Consider the following 15,465-nt stretch of genomic DNA (forward strand, 5'->3'; position numbering starts at 1 on the left):
ATATTAGCGTAAATTTATTGGGAAGTTTAAATAGCTTCCCATTTCATTAAAATTTCAGCTTTCGGCTTATAGAATATTTTCAAAGGATTGTCTTTTGCCATTTGCTGTTTATTATTTATCTTTTGATAAGTGCCACTATTGATTCTCACTTTATATTGATATTTGCACTTTTGTATATGACTATCGCAAGAGTTTGGATTTTCTTTATCATCAAAAAACAAATAATACTGTTTCGTCCCACGATAGTCTTTGATTTGGGTTGTGTATTCATCAGCCATCGCTGTTTTGGTGGGCTCAAAAACAGCATAAAAGCTCTGTTTAAATTCAAATGAACCAAGAAATAATATAATTGCCAAAAATATGATGACCAGAATACCACTTCTAATATCGGCTAAAACACTATCATTCCCTTGTCGCATTTTTTGAAATATAAAATAGCTAGCTGGCATTATTGAAAGAAAAACCATACTAAAACTAAGTTGGTATAAAATCTCCCAAATACCTTCGTGAAAATTGGCATAAATACCGATTAGAAAGTAAAAAGCAAAAGCCATGTACAAATAATAAATTATTTTGTAGCTATTAGTTGGCAGTTGCATTTCAGTATTATTTGTCATCATCCCCATTAATTCGTTAAACTTTATCTCTCATAACTATAAATGTAAAACCGAGTGAATTTAAGCCATTCCAATTTTGCGGATAGGCAATTTTTTCATCGTCTTTTGCCAAGCCCATGCCCCGATTTACCAAATAATTTTTGCAGGAAAAATGCCTAACTCACTATCTTTAGTCAATAACACAAAACCTTCCAAATAAGCTTGAGCCGCAATCATACGATCAAAAGGGTCAGCATGGGTAAATTCAAACTCCCCTGACAGTTTGGCGTGTTGCCACGTCACAGGCAAATGATTAAATTCACTAATTTGCATAACTTGAGCAAATTCTTGTAATACTTTTTCGGCTTTACCGAGTTTGCCCTTGCGGTGCTTCGTTGCCATTTCCCAAACACTTGTTGAACTGACAAAAATTTGATTATTTTTATCCGCTAAGATATCAAACACCGTTCGGCTCAAATTTTCGGGTTCTGTCCACCACCAAAGTGCCGCATGCGTATCTAGCAAATAACAGTTTACCATCTTGCCAATTCCGCTTCATCCAATGGCTCATAGAATGCGGGGTCAGCCGTGTAACCTGCTAAAATCCCTGCTTGACGTTTATCGTTATCGACACCGCTTTCTGTTTCCATTTTTTTGATAATGGCATTGGGTTTATTTTGCAAAAAAGCTTTAATGAGCGCTTGTAATTCTACAATTACTTCATCTTGAGCAGTTGCTACTAATTGTAACGTTTGCATCCTTTCTCCTTTTGCTATTTTGATAAAATCAAATCTCAATCCCATCCCGTTTCATGACGGTATGCAAATCTTTATCCCCACGACCCGACAGATTGACAATAATTGACTGGTCTTTGCTCATGGTTTTGGCAAGTTTCAACGCATACGCAATGGCATGCGAGCTTTCTAGTGCAGGAATAATGCCTTCTTTTTGGGTACATTCACGAAATCCCACCATCGCTTCTTCATCAGTACAAGGTACATACTGCACACGGTCGATATCCTTTAAGAAACTATGCTCAGGACCCACGCCAGGATAATCCAGCCCTGCCGAAATCGAATGGGTCCCCAAAATCTGCCCATCATCATCTGCCATCAAATACGTGCGGTTGCCATGTAATACCCCCACTCGACCGACGGTAAGCGGTGCAGCATGGTTGCCTGTCTCGACCCCATCGCCGCCGGCTTCGATACCATACATTTTGACGTCTTTATCATTTAAAAAGTCATAAAACAGTCCGATGGCATTACTACCGCCACCGACACAAGCGACCAACGCATCGGGGAGTTTGCCTGTTTTTTGGTAGTGTTGTAGTTTGGCTTCTTTGCCGATAATGGCTTGAAAGTCACGCACCAGCATGGGGTATGGGTGCGGACCTGCGACAGTGCCAATCACATAATAAGTGCTATCGACATTGGTGACCCAGTCACGCATGGCTTCGTTCATGGCGTCTTTGAGCGTGCGAGTACCCGATGTGACAGGTACCACGGTTGCGCCAAGCAAACGCATGCGATACACGTTCATGGCTTGGCGTTCGACATCATCTGCGCCCATATACACCACGCACTCTAAGCCCAGACGCGCCGCGATGGTGGCAGTTGCTACGCCATGTTGCCCTGCGCCTGTCTCGGCAATGATGCGTTTTTTGCCGACCATTTTGGCAAGCAAGGCTTGACCGATGGTGTTGTTGACTTTGTGAGCGCCTGTGTGGTTCAAGTCTTCACGTTTAAGATAAATCTGCGCCCCACCGATATCATCACTTAGGCGCTTGGCATGATAAAGTGGCGTTGGTCTGCCGACATAATTGACCAAGTCGTCTTGAAAGGCTTTCCAAAATTCGGGGTCAGCTTTGGCAGTGTTATAGATATGCTCAAGTTGTTCCAGCGCTGCCATCAGGGTTTCAGAGACAAAGCGTCCCCCATGAATGCCAAAATGTCCGCTGGCATCTGGGTATTGATTGAAGTCTTTTACTTCAGTTGGGTTTTGAATGTTCATTATCTTCTCTCTAATTTTATAAATCTTTAACGACTTTTAAGCCTGCAAAGGTCTGTGCGGTGGGCATGACTTCGATACGGTTGATATTGACGTGTTTGGGCTGTTCAATCAGCCATGCCACCATATTGGCGATATCTTGTGGGGTGACATATTGCACGCTGTCATAAACTTGGGCGGCTTTGGCGTCATCGCCATGAAAACGAATATTGCTAAACTCTGTGCCACCACATAGTCCTGGCTCGATATTACTGACACGGATATTTTTACCGACCAAATCGGCACGTAAGTTTAGGCTAAACTGGGTCACAAAGGCTTTGGTCGCGCCATACACATTACCACCAAAATACGGATAACTGCCTGCGGTTGAGCTTAAATTAATAATGTAGCCGTCGTTGTTGGCGACCATGAGAGGTAAAATTTCATGGGTTAAATGAATCAAACCAAGAATATTGGTATTGACCATTTGTTGCCAATCAGCAAAGTCTGTTTTATCTGCGGGTTCAAGTCCGAGTGCCAATCCTGCGTTATTGACCAGTACGTCGATGTTGGTAAGCAAATCATTTGGCAAAGTTTGTAGCGCGGTTTTGGTGGCGGGCAAGTCCGATACGTCAAAGTTTAGCGGGATAAAGTTACCGCCTAATTGGGTCTGTAGTTCGTCCAGTTTTTCTTGGCGTCTACCAGTGCCGATGACGGTATGACCTTTTGAGATGAGTAATTCGGCAATCGCCTTGCCAAACCCTGCGGTTACGCCTGTGACCAAGATATTCATAGTAATTCGTCCATCATAAAGTCTTACGTTCTATTATACTAGTACGTTAGTATATACCAATTTATTTGAAAAGCAATCTTTATCCTTGCACGATTTATTTGCGAGTTTGTTCAATAAATTTTTGCATTTTCGCCAAATTTTTAATCCCTTTTGCTGACTCAATGCCGCCACTGACATCCACGCCATACACGCCTGTTTGTGTAATTGCGTCACCCACATTGTCTGCGGTCAATCCCCCCGCCAGAATAATCGGTAACGGCGAGTGGTTGGGGATTTTTTCCCAATCAAAACTATCACCTGTACCGCCAAATTTATCGGGATGATAGGCATCAAGCAGCACGCTACACGCGCCGAAGTCTTTAAGCGCTTGGATTTGGGTGACAATCGTCTCCGTGGTGTCATCATGGCTGATGCGTAATGCCTTTATCCAGCGTTTATTGATTCTATCCGCCATCAGCTTGCACTCTCGCGGCGATTCATCCCCGTGAAACTGCACGATATCAAACGGCACGTGATGCGATAGATAAACCAATTCTTGCTCGGGCATATTGACCACCAATGCCACCACCGTGGTAAACGCAGGCACCGCTTTGGCAAGCTCACAGGCTTGTTCGGGGGTCACTGCGCGCGGACTTGGCTCATAAAATACAAAACCCACCGCATCGACGCCAAGATTGACCGCATTTGTAATATCTTCAAGTTGGGTAAAGCCACAAAATTTGACCGCTGTATTTTTCATTGAGTTGTGTTTGTCTTGAGAATGATAAAAGCTAGTATAACGAAAAAAGACACCCAAATGGATGCCTTTTCTCAGTCTTTTATTAGGCTATAACGAATGTCACATTCGCTTAAACTAAAGCCGCCTAGATTAAGCCTCTTTTTTTTCTGATTGTTCTGACTTTTCCGCTTTGTCTGCATCGTCAGCTTTCTTGGCTTCTGCAAGTTCTTCTATTTTTTCTTGAGCAGTCTCTTTAAGCGTGGCTGCTTTTTCTTGAACTGTTTCTTTTAAGGTTTCAGTTGTTTGCATGACACTGTCAATCACGGTGCTTTTGTCATCAGCGCTATCTTTCGCATGGTCTTTGGATTGCGCTTTAGCGTGCTTTTTGCTATCTGCTGCTGATTTGGCGGTATTGATGCCGAGCTTGCTGTAACAAGGACAATGACCTGTCGCCCCTGATATTAAAGGCGCTAGGGCTAATAATTTCATTTTTTTTGATTTTGACGATTTTAAGATTGCAAGACCCGCAATCACGCGCGCGATACGCTCTTTGTTGCCCACATTAGTTTTCATTTATGATTCTTCCTTATTTTATGATAATTGATTTAAGGGAATTTTAAGGTAGCGAACGCCATTGTCTTCTGGTTTTGGCAATTCACCTGCATTGATGTTAACTTGTACTGATGGCAAAATCAAACGTGGCATTGCAAGTGTTTTGTCACGTTGGTTACGCATTCGTACAAATTCTGCTTTAGGCGTCCCTTGTTTGACATGAATATTGCGTAATTTTTGCTCACCTACATAAACCGTTGCAATATGCTCACGCCCGCCCTTGGGTGGGTAATCATGGCAAAGGTACAGCAGGGTATCATCGGGCAAGGCTAATAAACGCTGAATCGAGTCATACAAATCCTCGGCACTACCATGAGGAAAGTCACAGCGTGCAGAGCCGACATCAGGGGCAAAAATAGTATCCCCGACGAATACCGCAATTTTTTCTTTGTCACCGCTTTTATCCGTCACTTTATAAGCCATATCGGCTGGGGTATGACCCGGTACATGCATGGCTGTAATGCTCAAATTACCCAGTGTTAGGTCGGTGCCTTCCTCAGTCAAAATATCAAATTGACTGGCATCGGTGGCTAGGTCGTCAAAGTTAAAAATGGTTTTAAAGGTTTTTTGCACCTTATCAATATATTTACCCATCACTATTTTACCGCCTAATTGCGCTTTGATATAAGGCGCGGACGATAAATGATCGGCATGGGCGTGGGTTTCGATGATATAGTCTAAGGTCAACCCTTGTGATTTGACAAACCCAATGACGTTATTGGCATTGTCATAGCTAATTTTGCCGGCTGCGGGGTCAAAATCCAATACGGGGTCGATGATGGCACAGTGTTTGCTAGCTGTATCGACTAGAACGTGGGTAAAAGTTTCAGTGTCGTTGTCTAAAAAAGAATGAATGTTCATAAGTTTTCCTGTTATCTAAAAACGCTTTTGGCATATCTTTATGGCAATTTCAACTGAAAAAACACTTTATACTTTTGTATAATAGCCGCATTGCAAGGCGTTGCTCAATTCATTATATTATTTTATAATATGTTTTTCAATATATTGTATTAGCGCAAACGTTTATTTATTTTAAAATTATGTGATAAGTTTGATGGTAGCAGCACTTAGTATCAGCCATTGCGTATCAGCCATCAAAACACTTTGGGGGAAAGTCATGTCTGAAATTGCCGAACCGCAGTCCGATGCGCCTGTGTCAATGGATGCAACCATGCTCCATCAAATGCACGCTGCTGCAGGAAAAGCCAGCCAGTTGTTAAAGTCGTTATCTCATCCTGACCGCTTGATGCTGCTGTGTCAATTAACGCAAGGTGAGCATTGTGTGAGCCAGCTTGAAGAGAAAGTGGGACTGGGTCAACCAAGTCTGTCTCAGCAATTGGGAATTTTGCGTAAAGATGGTTTGGTCAACACCCGCCGCGAAGGCAAACAAATCTATTATTCAGTCGCCAGTGACAATGCCTTAGCAATCCTCAATGTACTGTATGATCGCTTTTGTCACACAAAATAATTAAATCTAAAGCTAACCAGTCTGCCAATTTATCGGACGCTAATTTATTGGAATAACCACTGTATCGGAATAACCACCTTGCCATTACATTTAGCCTACTTGCGACGATTACCCCACTGGGTAACGCACTATAACAAGGCAAATCTCAGTCAAGATTTGTTGGCGGGTGTTATCGTGGGTATTTTGGTAATTCCGCAAAGTTTGGGCTATGCCATGCTGTCGGGGTTGCCCCCTGTATATGGGTTATATTCAGCGATTGTGCCGGTACTGGTGTATGCGTGGATTGGCGCAAGCTCGGTCAATGCCGTCGGTCCCGTGGCGATTACTGCGATTATGACCGCACAAGCGCTGCAGCCCTATAACGAATTACCGCCCATGCATTATGCCATTATGGCGTCGTTTTTGGCGCTGATAACAGGGACACTATTGTGGCTAGCAAGCGTGTTTCGGCTCGGCTGGATTACCCAGTTTATTAGCCGTGGCGTGACGGCAGGGTTTATTAGTGGCGCGGCGATTTTGATTTTGGTCGGGCAAATCAAATATGTGACAGGTATCGCGATCAGTGGCAATTCACTGCTAGAGAATGTTGAAACCTTTTTGTTTCATCGCCGTGAGTTGCACGTGCCCACCTTGATGGTCGGTGTTGCGGCATTCACCGTCCTAATTATCAACCGCTATTATCTTAAAACTTGGCTCAAGCCTTTATTGGCTGCCAAAGTCATTGAGGTCATCACGCGTATGTTACCCCTTGCGGTGCTGGCAATCGGTATTATCGCCAGTCAAGTTGGCAACTTTGCCGCTATCGGTATTCGCACGGTGGCGGATGTACCCAGTGGTTTGCCGCATTTTGTGCTGCCGTTTTATCAGATTTCGCCCGTTGAACTCATCAATTTATTACCTGCAGCAGGATTGATGGCGCTGATTGCGTTTGTCTCTAGCAACTCGGTTGCCAGCTCATTTGCCCGACAACGCCATGAAGCTTACGATGCTAATCTAGAACTCAAAGGGTTGGGTTTTGCCAATATCGCAGGGGCGTTTTTTCAGTCGTTTACCATTGTCGGTGGCTTCTCACGCACCGCGGTAAATGTCGATGCAGGCGCGCAAAGTCCCCTTGCCAGTATGTTATCGGTACTGGTGATGGCATTGGTGCTGCTGTTTTTTAGCCAGACTTTAGAGCCACTCCCCTATGCCATATTGGGCGCTATTATCATGTCAGTGATTATCAGTATGATTGATGTGCAAACACTCAAGCAAGCGCTGCACTATGACAAACTCGATGCGCTGGCATTTGGCGTGGCACTCACCGGTGTGTTATTGTTTGGGCTAAATATTGGCTTGGTGCTGGGGCTGTTTGCCTCCTTTGCAGGCTTGATTTGGCAAACCAGCCACCCGCATATCGCGATTGTGGGTCAAATTGGTGATACCGGGCATTTTCGTAATGTTGCACGCCATGCAGTGACCCAGTTTGATGATTTGTTAATCATTCGCATTGATGAAAGCCTGTTTTATGGCAATGCCCAGTCCGTACTACAGTTTATTGAGCAAGCGATTGCCAGTCATTCACAGACAAAAAATCTGGTACTGATGTTGTCGGCAGTCAATCATATCGATTTGACGGCACAAGATATGCTCATCAATTTAAACCAAAATTTGGCGGCTCAAGCTATCGCCCTACATTTTTCGGAAGTCAAAGGGCCTGTGATGGATGTGATTGAAAAAACCGATGTGATTCAAAAATTAACAGGCAAGGTATTTTTAAGTACGCAACAAGCGGTTAAACAATTAACCCAATAAATATACTTGTCGCAGTCAGTAAAAACATGAATAATCAACGCTAACTTTATCGCTAACTTTATAAGGAAACACAACATGCCAAACAATACTGTTTTTTATGGTCAAATTGAGCCACAGCAAGTTGCTCAAATTCAAGCGCAAGGCTTTAAAACCATCATCAACAACCGCCCTGATGGCGAAGAGCCCAACCAACCACTGCAAACAGATATCGCTACCGAAGCACAGCAAGCAGGGCTCGCCTATCATTATCTACCGGTCGTTGGTGGTCAATTAACCCGTGAGCAAGTTGAGCAGTTTGCCGAGATTTTTAATCAAGCAGAAAAACCGGTGTTTATGTTCTGCCGTTCGGGCAACCGCTCAAATGTGTTATTCCAGTCTGCCAAACAGCTTGATTTGTTAGATGACTAATCCTTTTTAGTGAAAGCCATGACATCAAAAATCACCCTATGGATAGACGCTGACGCAATTCCCAATATTGCCAAGCAAATCATCATCAAAACCGCGGAACGCACGCAGACGACCACGATTTTTGTCGCCAATCATGCCATTGCTTTGCCGCGGTTGCCAGTTTTGCAGATGACAGTGGTCGAAGGCGGTTTTGACAAAGCGGATGACTATATCGCAGCGCAGTGTGTGGCGGGTGATGTGGTCATCACCAGCGATATCCCCCTCGCCAATGACTGCATTGAAAAAGGCGCCAAAGTAGTCACGTCTCGCGGTTTTGTGTATGACAAAGACAACATCAAGCAAAAGCTTAATATGCGCGATTTTATGGATACCATGCGCAGTACGGGCGTGTTAGAACCTTCACAGCAAGGTGGACAAGCCCCCTATAGCGACAAAGACAAACAAGCCTTTGCCAATATTTTGAACGCTTGGATTCGCTAGTTGATTATGCTAAACCCTATTAGTGCTATTAAGTTATTGTATCAACTGGAAAATCACTCCGAACCGCTGGGTGTCAGTCAGGCGATGATTGAACAAAATGAGCAGGCCTTGGGCGTTCAATTACCTGCAGGTTTGTATCATTATTTATTGGCTTTAGGCAATATTGCTAGTCTCAATAGTGGCTTTAATCACCTTTGCTTATTGCCGTTAGAACGCTTGGGCGACCATCTCGTCATTGGCAAAACCTGCGATGATGATGCCGTTTGGGGCATTCATATAGATGCCCTAAGCCCAAAAAAGCAGCATAACCCGATGGTGCAAATGAGCCGCAACTTTGATGCGATTGAACAAAGCGAAATTCATTGGTTTGATGAATTACCGTTAGCGGAGTTCTTACTGGCGCAAGCGATTATTAATGGCGTCAATGGGGGATTAAAACACCATGCCCAAATTTATGATTTTGATGGACGGTCAATTCCAGCCGATTTGAATGAAAAATTACAGCATATCGCCAATGAAATTACCGAACTGCGGCAGCCGCATGAGCGCTATTTTCAAGCTGAGGATTTTGGCGTAGTGATGTTATTGGGTATGGATGAGTCTATTCCCAATGCCTTTATGATTGGTTCGCAAGATGAACACAAATTCAATGACTACATCCAGCAATTAGTGATTGGATTTGAACATTGACCTAAAAATAGCCTTATGACGACTTAACAAACCATTTTTGTCCAAACATAAAAAACGATACGCCCACCAGCATCAATACAATCCCCAAAAATTTACTCCAATGTAGGGTTTTCACAGGCATACCAAATAAACCCAAACTATCCACCACCATGCCCATGACCAGCTGACCTAAAATAAACAAAAACACCGTATTGGTAACACCGATTTTTGGCGCTAAAAAAATCGACGCAAAGACAAAAAACGCGCCCAGCGCACCGCCAAGCCATTTCCACCAGTCACTGATTTGCATGTCTGATAGACCCGATTGCACCGCTTGCCAATCGACAAATAGCAAAGACACCAATAATAATAGTGCGCCAACCGTAAACGATACGAATGCGGCCATTAGCGGTTGACCACCAAACATTGCGCCCAATCTAGTATTAATCGCTGCTTGAATCGGGATGCCCAAGCCTGCCACCAGCCCCAAAAATAAATGCCAAAGTTTCATATCAATTCCTATTTTTTGAGTTCACTGCTGTTAGGCGTGAGGGGTGGGTAAAGCGATGACATCGCGGATATGGGTTTTGCCCGTTTTAATCATCAGCAGTCGATCGATGCCAAGCGCAATGCCACTACAAGCTGGCAGGGCATCACAAGCTGCCAGCAGGTTCTCATCAATTGGCATCACAGGTAGCCCGCGTTTTTTACGCGCCACATTATCTTCATCAAAGCGCAGACGCAGCGCCTGTCCGTCAGCCAGCTCATCATACGCGTTGGCGATTTCAAGACCATTGATATACAGCTCAAAGCGTCTCGCCACCCGATTGCCATCTTTGTCTGTGACTGTCTTGGCGAGGGCGGCAGTGGCGACAGGATAATCGTAGATGAGTGTCGGTAGCGCTTTTCCCAAATTAGGTTCCACCAAATGACTAAATAATAAATCTAACCAGCCTTGGTGATCCTCCCCCAAATCAATGTTAAGATCATTATCTTTGGCGATGGCTTTGAGGGTATCGCAACTGGCATTGAAGGGATGAATTTTGACAAAATCCATAAAGGCATCCACATAGCGATAATGGTCAAAAATCACCGGATAGCCGAGTACCGCGGACACCAAATCATTGGTTTCTTTTGCCAGTTCATCCAAACTAAAATTGGGACGGTACCATTCGAGCATGGTAAATTCAATGTTGTGGCGGCTGCCAATTTCGTTGTCGCGAAACACGGGGCAAATTTGGTACATCGGTACTTGCCAAGCTGCCAATAGACGCTTCATGGCAAATTCGGGTGAGGTGTGCAGATAATAGGTTGTTGGATGGTCGGCCACAGTGACATTGCTAGAGACGGATTGCAAAAATATATCGGTATTGCCCGCCTGTGACATCACTGGGGTTTGCACTTCTAGCACCTGTCGCTCGGCAAAAAACTGGCGAATGGTGGCGTACATCGCAGCACGGGCTTGGGCGGTTTGTAGGGTGCAAGTAGGTTGATAAGTGGTTGACATAGCAGTTTGGATAGGTGGATTTGCGACAATATTAGCAGACCCAAAAAAAATAGCTAGTATTTTCCCATACTGGCTATTTTTGCTTTATGTCATGGTGAACATTTTTATCAAATTTTAAACACGTATGATTGCCATTCACGGCGCAGCGGGTAGTTTTTACGCAGGTTATCAAAGTCTTTGCCTTCAATATCACCGTTTGCGTTTGCCACACTACGTAAACGCTTGTCATCGGCTTTGATATCATACATCACAGGAATTTTATTGAGCAGTTGATGGCGCTCGTGGTCTTTGAGTGGGTTATGCACTTTTTGAAACAGCGGCACTTCAGCTGGCATCAAGGTATGAAAATCAACCGTTGGGGCAACCTGTAAATATTTGCATAAGGCATTATAGACAAACTGTGTGCCCCTAAGTTTGCCTTCTAGGGTATAACCTGCGATATGCGGGGTGACGATACTACAGGCTTTGAGCAGCTCTGCATCGATATTGGGCTCGTGTTCAAACACATCGAGTACACACACATTCGGGCTTGCGACAATATCATCACGACCGAGGACTGCACCGCGCGAGGTATTGATGATGATGGCAGTGTCGGATACGGTTTGCCAACGCGCTTGGGTCATCAGATAGTCGTGATGGGTGGGATATGAGCTGTTGTGCGCATGCGTCAGCGGTACGTGAAAGCTAATCACATTGCTTTCTTGCAGCACAGTTTCAAGTTTGGCGTTGTTCACCACCGACGGTGGTTTGAGTGGGTCATAGCCCAGCACATTCCAGCCATAGGAAATCGCATATTGTGCTAGCGTATTACCGATATTGCCCACCCCAATAATGCCAAGGTTAATGGGTTTGAATAAATAATCAGGGCGCAAATTGGCAATCGCTGCCACCACATATTGTGCAACCGAATGTTTACTACAGCCAGCGGCATGGGCAAAAATGATACCGCGCTTGGCGAGGTACTCCACATCGACATGGTCGATGCCGATGGTGGTACTACCAACAAATTTGACGCTTTTATTGTTGTCTAATAATAGCTTGTTGACAGGCGTGACGGAACGTACTAGCAAAATATCAGGCTGATGCTCATCTATCACAGCCGCGTCAATCTCACGCCCTGCCATCGCAATCAATTCGATGGGTCGCCCTAAAGTGTGTTCATTAAAAAAATCGCTTAAATGAGCAATATTGCCATCAGCAATAATTTTCATATTGTATCCCTATCTTTCTTTTTGTTGTCATCATCCAACTTACAGACCGTTAGCATAACAAATTTTTATGACCTTTTGATGCGTATGCTGACTTTTTTCAAATAAAAATTGGGGAAATTTATCGCATTATTTTGACCAGTATCACCAAGATGATCAAAACAAGCATCCCACCGAGAGCAATCACCAGGAGTTTTTTATCTTTGGCTGTATCTTTGGTGGATAATTGGGTTTGTAAGCGCAGCTTGTCATTCATAAGTTGCTGCGTCAACTCATTGGATAGTGAGGATGGTGGCATTGCCTTTGATGTCAGTGAGGTCTGTGATGTTTGAGCTGCCTGTGGTGTTGACTCTATCGATGGCTGTAAAGTTAGCTGTACATCAGCAAGTTTTTGCCCAGTCGTTTGTTGAATAGCAGCTTGTTGAATAGTTGCTTGTTGCTTAGCAGTAGCTGACATTGGATTTTCTAGCTTGTCTGACATCAATCCGATAGATGAACTTTGTTCTCGGCTGGGTGCTCGATTGTTTGCTCGATTGGGTTTAAATTTTGGCCATAGCCGCTTTTGGGTTGCGGCATCGGTGCTATCCTGTGCGTATTTTTGCTGCCAGTGAATATAAGGAAGTAAATCATAATCTTGCCCAAACTGCTCATAAGCCAAGCTTAGCCAATAGTGATAATAGGCTTTATCCCATAATTGGCTAGGCAATACCATAATTTCGCCCTGCTCGGCTTTATTTTGGTAAGCATGAGTATGAATGATAATGGGCACTACGCTATTTGATAACATGCCATTGGGCAAATGACGCCGCCAAATCCAACTGGTAGTTATCCGATAGTTTGTCGCTGCGATACTGGCTGGATAAGCCAAATTAAACGCCCTAGATGTGTCGTCTTGGCAATGTAATTGATAAAACGCCACGTCGGGCGTAGCATTTGACGGCTGATTGACTGTGCCAATCGCATCCATTAATTGACTTGCCTTGGCTTGCAAATCTTCTACCCTTGCTTGCCCGCTTGGATCAAACAAAATGTCGGCACAACTCACCCGATGGTTGGTAAAAGGCTTGTCTCGTTCTTTTTCTGACATAGGCTTGGTTAACTCTGCATCAGATTTTATCACCACGCCCCACACCACTTTGCCATAGCGATATAAATCCTCAGTCGCTTCTACTTGCCGATACAGTTCATCTTTAATCAAGTTATCACTGACGTATACCTGCAAATAGCCTTGTTCGTGGTGGCTGGCTTGCAAAATATGTTTCGCCAAATCAAACCCGCGCCAATCAATGCTGCTATAGTCAAAAGCTGCCATATTCACATTGGGTTGATTATCGAGTATCGGCAATAGCGCAAAATCAAAATGCGTCACCAGCTGCGCGTTTTGTTGCTGGATACGCTGGTCTTTGGGCGGCAATACCCAGCTATCCAGTTGATTGACATAGGCATCTTGCCACAGCGTTTTGACCGCGGTATTTTGTGTTGAAGGTGCACTTAGCAGTGCTTGGTAAAAGTGCGTGGTTAACGCGGTTATTTGTTCCGAGGTAAGCGCTGTTTGTGCGCCGTTTTGATGACTGACTAACGGATAAATTTTTAGACTGTGCCAATCATTCGCGGACTGATACGGCAACACAAGCTGCAACTGTAAGCGAGGGTTTTCATACACCCATATCTCAATCACGATCCCTTCAGTGCGCCCCATCGGCAAATTGGTATAGCTATCAAAACAGCCAACGATTATGGTGGCTAATTGTGGATTTTGATGCAGCGTTTGGTAGAGGCTATCAATCAGCGTGTCTGTATCTGTTTCTATGTTTGTGTTTTTGTCTATGTCTGTATCTAAATCCGTATCACTAAGTGATAACAGCGCAATATTTGATGGATTAAATGCGGTTAATTCACCCCCTGTATTGTCGCTGCTATGGGCTTGATACACACAAGGTAAAATCGGCTCACCTTGTGATAGCCTTGATAGCACAGACGCCACCAACGCACCCGCCGCCTGCATGGCTGACGTCCAAGGCGCTGGCAAGTCAGCGGTAGCGCTCACAGCGTCTTGATAAGGATAAACCGCTAGGTGACCTGCATTTTGCCGCTGCACAATATCCGCAAACTCAGCAGCGGTGGTCGGAAAATTGCTAGCAAGTCCAAATAAGCGATTGGTCACTACCAGCATCGGCGTGCGATAGCAGTCCTCAAACAGCAGCACAAAACTATGCTCAATGCATTCAGCAAACGCCTCGCCCAAGCTGTCATACATCTGCGCAAAAGATACCCAGCGCACGGGCGCATTTGCCAAGCGACTGCTGGTCACGCCAATATAAAACCCCAGCAAATAGCAAAATGCTTGACGTGAGGCATCTTGCAAAAAGTCCAGATAATCCGCTTGCGTAAACCCAAACGCCTGCTGGATAGCCGATAATGCCTCATCAATTTGCACCAAACTATCACGGCTATAATCAAAATTCACTGCTGCCAAATAGGTAGAAAATGCGATAGCGTCGTCTTGTAGTTTGCCTGTTTTCACTTTTGCCAAGTAGCCCTGACACACTGCCTCAGGCGATTGCAATAAGTTGACTTGCGATTGCTGATAGAGGGTCTGCGTCATCTGGGCAATAAACTGTGGCAACACATCTTTACCCTGCAGCAAATCTGGTAATAGCTTAAGCGGTTGGCAATAGACTTTGTGCCCGATACGCGCCGTGAGTGACGCGTAAAAATTGGCAGGTAACTGTGACTGGGCGGGGTACTTATTTTGCCGTGCCAGTTGTGCTGACATCCTGTCATAGTCATACCAAGCAATCGCTTGCCCGGTGGTTTTGGCTAAATAGTCTGCAATATAAGCGGCGAGCGCTACTATAAGTGCTTGCCCGCTTTGGTGTGCCAATAATTGTGGCAATTGAATGTGGCGTTTTGCCATTGCTGCAAAAAACCGACTGAGTTGTTGTAGGCTGTTGGCTGAATAATCAAAGTCAATCTTTTGCAAGTTTTCCCAAAACAGTATCTCAAACGGCGGTGTCTGCTTGGTCTGCAAATAATATAATAAGGTGTTGACTTGTTGGGCGGTGGTCGGCTTCATCGGGGATTTTTGGCAACAATTTTTTATCATTTTGGGGTAAATTGTTGGCTTTGGCAAGTGCTAGCCGTGGCTGCTGCCGCAATAAAAAAACAAAGCCCATTTTGGGTGAATAGGCTTTTGTCATCTACTGACTTTTAAATACTGACT

18 protein-coding genes are annotated in these 15,465 nt (G+C 44.5%); 5 read left to right on the forward strand and 13 right to left on the reverse strand.

The window, feature by feature from the left end; all coding sequences use genetic code 11:
* Positions 1–26: 26 nt before the first annotated feature.
* From RTS10_RS09860 to RTS10_RS09895, 8 genes are all read right to left on the reverse strand, one after another.
* Positions 27–620 (reverse strand): hypothetical protein, encoded by a 594-nt coding sequence (locus tag RTS10_RS09860; RefSeq protein WP_312535806.1) that lies wholly within the window; start codon positions 618–620, stop codon positions 27–29.
* A gap of 123 nt (positions 621–743) precedes the next feature.
* Complete coding sequence (locus RTS10_RS09865; RefSeq protein WP_312535803.1) at positions 744–1,136, reverse strand: type II toxin-antitoxin system VapC family toxin; 393 nt, start codon at positions 1,134–1,136, stop codon at positions 744–746.
* Entirely contained in the window at positions 1,130–1,354 is a 225-nt protein-coding gene (locus RTS10_RS09870; protein ID WP_312535800.1) for a hypothetical protein, read from the reverse strand. Before RTS10_RS09870 ends, RTS10_RS09865 begins: the two co-directional genes overlap by 7 nt.
* 28 nt (positions 1,355–1,382) lie before the next feature.
* Complete coding sequence (trpB, locus tag RTS10_RS09875) at positions 1,383–2,609, reverse strand: tryptophan synthase subunit beta (protein WP_036601146.1); 1,227 nt, start codon at positions 2,607–2,609, stop codon at positions 1,383–1,385.
* Between the two features lie 16 nt (positions 2,610–2,625).
* The gene (locus RTS10_RS09880; RefSeq protein ID WP_312523511.1) at positions 2,626–3,378 is read right to left on the reverse strand and encodes an SDR family NAD(P)-dependent oxidoreductase; all 753 of its coding nucleotides are present in this window, start codon (positions 3,376–3,378) and stop codon (positions 2,626–2,628) included.
* Positions 3,379–3,472: 94 nt separating this feature from the next.
* Positions 3,473–4,117 carry a phosphoribosylanthranilate isomerase gene (locus tag RTS10_RS09885; RefSeq protein WP_178086220.1) on the reverse strand — a complete coding sequence of 215 codons (645 nt, stop codon included), beginning with the start codon at positions 4,115–4,117 and terminating at the stop codon, positions 3,473–3,475.
* A gap of 129 nt (positions 4,118–4,246) precedes the next feature.
* Positions 4,247–4,669, reverse strand: a complete 423-nt coding sequence (locus tag RTS10_RS09890; RefSeq protein WP_203171535.1) for a YgaP family membrane protein — start codon at positions 4,667–4,669, stop codon at positions 4,247–4,249.
* Between the two features lie 18 nt (positions 4,670–4,687).
* On the reverse strand, positions 4,688–5,569 hold the full coding sequence (locus RTS10_RS09895) for an MBL fold metallo-hydrolase (protein WP_309593031.1): 882 nt from the start codon (positions 5,567–5,569) through the stop codon (positions 4,688–4,690).
* A 298-nt stretch (positions 5,570–5,867) separates the two neighbouring features.
* Between RTS10_RS09895 and RTS10_RS09900 the strand changes: the two genes are divergently transcribed.
* The 5 genes from RTS10_RS09900 to RTS10_RS09920 all read left to right on the forward strand — a co-directional run bounded on the left by RTS10_RS09900 (position 5,868) and on the right by RTS10_RS09920 (position 9,548).
* Positions 5,868–6,176, forward strand: coding sequence for a metalloregulator ArsR/SmtB family transcription factor (locus tag RTS10_RS09900; RefSeq protein WP_312540177.1), 309 nt, complete (start codon positions 5,868–5,870; stop codon positions 6,174–6,176).
* A 78-nt stretch (positions 6,177–6,254) separates the two neighbouring features.
* Entirely contained in the window at positions 6,255–7,970 is a 1,716-nt protein-coding gene (locus tag RTS10_RS09905; RefSeq protein WP_312540158.1) for a SulP family inorganic anion transporter, read from the forward strand.
* Between the two features lie 75 nt (positions 7,971–8,045).
* On the forward strand, positions 8,046–8,378 hold the full coding sequence (locus tag RTS10_RS09910) for a protein tyrosine phosphatase family protein (protein WP_050323982.1): 333 nt from the start codon (positions 8,046–8,048) through the stop codon (positions 8,376–8,378).
* A 30-nt stretch (positions 8,379–8,408) separates the two neighbouring features.
* The gene (locus RTS10_RS09915) at positions 8,409–8,858 is read left to right on the forward strand and encodes a YaiI/YqxD family protein (protein ID WP_312540178.1); all 450 of its coding nucleotides are present in this window, start codon (positions 8,409–8,411) and stop codon (positions 8,856–8,858) included.
* Positions 8,859–8,864: 6 nt separating this feature from the next.
* Positions 8,865–9,548, forward strand: a complete 684-nt coding sequence (locus tag RTS10_RS09920) for a hypothetical protein (RefSeq protein ID WP_284034312.1) — start codon at positions 8,865–8,867, stop codon at positions 9,546–9,548.
* 13 nt (positions 9,549–9,561) lie between these two features.
* Here the strand turns inward: RTS10_RS09920 and RTS10_RS09925 are convergent, their stop codons facing one another.
* From RTS10_RS09925 to RTS10_RS09945, 5 genes are all read right to left on the reverse strand, one after another.
* Positions 9,562–10,038 carry a DMT family transporter gene (locus tag RTS10_RS09925; protein WP_203171531.1) on the reverse strand — a complete coding sequence of 159 codons (477 nt, stop codon included), beginning with the start codon at positions 10,036–10,038 and terminating at the stop codon, positions 9,562–9,564.
* Between the two features lie 30 nt (positions 10,039–10,068).
* Positions 10,069–11,034 (reverse strand): EF-P lysine aminoacylase EpmA, encoded by a 966-nt coding sequence (gene epmA / locus RTS10_RS09930; RefSeq protein WP_203171530.1) that lies wholly within the window; start codon positions 11,032–11,034, stop codon positions 10,069–10,071.
* 107 nt (positions 11,035–11,141) lie between these two features.
* Entirely contained in the window at positions 11,142–12,245 is a 1,104-nt protein-coding gene (locus tag RTS10_RS09935) for a 4-phosphoerythronate dehydrogenase (protein WP_312523525.1), read from the reverse strand.
* A 118-nt stretch (positions 12,246–12,363) separates the two neighbouring features.
* Positions 12,364–15,318 carry a hypothetical protein gene (locus RTS10_RS09940; protein ID WP_312540159.1) on the reverse strand — a complete coding sequence of 985 codons (2,955 nt, stop codon included), beginning with the start codon at positions 15,316–15,318 and terminating at the stop codon, positions 12,364–12,366.
* Entirely contained in the window at positions 15,245–15,442 is a 198-nt protein-coding gene (locus RTS10_RS09945; RefSeq protein ID WP_219330874.1) for a hypothetical protein, read from the reverse strand. Before RTS10_RS09945 ends, RTS10_RS09940 begins: the two co-directional genes overlap by 74 nt.
* Between the last annotated feature and the right edge of the window lie 23 nt (positions 15,443–15,465).

The sequence above is a fragment of the Moraxella sp. CTOTU47616 genome, assembly GCF_032017465.1.
In the GTDB taxonomy this organism is placed as follows: Bacteria; Pseudomonadota; Gammaproteobacteria; order Pseudomonadales; family Moraxellaceae; genus Faucicola; species Faucicola tetraodonis.

Excerpts from the sequence above, each read along its gene's own strand:
- RTS10_RS09860 (WP_312535806.1), bottom strand. The coding sequence starts at position 620 with ATGATGACAAATAATACTGAAATGCAACTGCCAACTAATAGCTACAAA.
- RTS10_RS09865 (WP_312535803.1), bottom strand. The coding sequence starts at position 1,136 with ATGGTAAACTGTTATTTGCTAGATACGCATGCGGCACTTTGGTGGTGG.
- RTS10_RS09870 (WP_312535800.1), bottom strand. The coding sequence starts at position 1,354 with ATGCAAACGTTACAATTAGTAGCAACTGCTCAAGATGAAGTAATTGTA.
- trpB (WP_036601146.1), bottom strand. The coding sequence starts at position 2,609 with ATGAACATTCAAAACCCAACTGAAGTAAAAGACTTCAATCAATACCCA.
- RTS10_RS09880 (WP_312523511.1), bottom strand. The coding sequence starts at position 3,378 with ATGAATATCTTGGTCACAGGCGTAACCGCAGGGTTTGGCAAGGCGATT.
- RTS10_RS09885 (WP_178086220.1), bottom strand. The coding sequence starts at position 4,117 with ATGAAAAATACAGCGGTCAAATTTTGTGGCTTTACCCAACTTGAAGAT.
- RTS10_RS09890 (WP_203171535.1), bottom strand. The coding sequence starts at position 4,669 with ATGAAAACTAATGTGGGCAACAAAGAGCGTATCGCGCGCGTGATTGCG.
- RTS10_RS09895 (WP_309593031.1), bottom strand. The coding sequence starts at position 5,569 with ATGAACATTCATTCTTTTTTAGACAACGACACTGAAACTTTTACCCAC.
- RTS10_RS09900 (WP_312540177.1), top strand. The coding sequence starts at position 5,868 with ATGGATGCAACCATGCTCCATCAAATGCACGCTGCTGCAGGAAAAGCC.
- RTS10_RS09910 (WP_050323982.1), top strand. The coding sequence starts at position 8,046 with ATGCCAAACAATACTGTTTTTTATGGTCAAATTGAGCCACAGCAAGTT.
- RTS10_RS09920 (WP_284034312.1), top strand. The coding sequence starts at position 8,865 with ATGCTAAACCCTATTAGTGCTATTAAGTTATTGTATCAACTGGAAAAT.
- RTS10_RS09925 (WP_203171531.1), bottom strand. The coding sequence starts at position 10,038 with ATGAAACTTTGGCATTTATTTTTGGGGCTGGTGGCAGGCTTGGGCATC.
- epmA (WP_203171530.1), bottom strand. The coding sequence starts at position 11,034 with ATGTCAACCACTTATCAACCTACTTGCACCCTACAAACCGCCCAAGCC.
- RTS10_RS09935 (WP_312523525.1), bottom strand. The coding sequence starts at position 12,245 with ATGAAAATTATTGCTGATGGCAATATTGCTCATTTAAGCGATTTTTTT.
- RTS10_RS09940 (WP_312540159.1), bottom strand. The coding sequence starts at position 15,318 with ATGAAGCCGACCACCGCCCAACAAGTCAACACCTTATTATATTATTTG.
- RTS10_RS09945 (WP_219330874.1), bottom strand. The coding sequence starts at position 15,442 with ATGACAAAAGCCTATTCACCCAAAATGGGCTTTGTTTTTTTATTGCGG.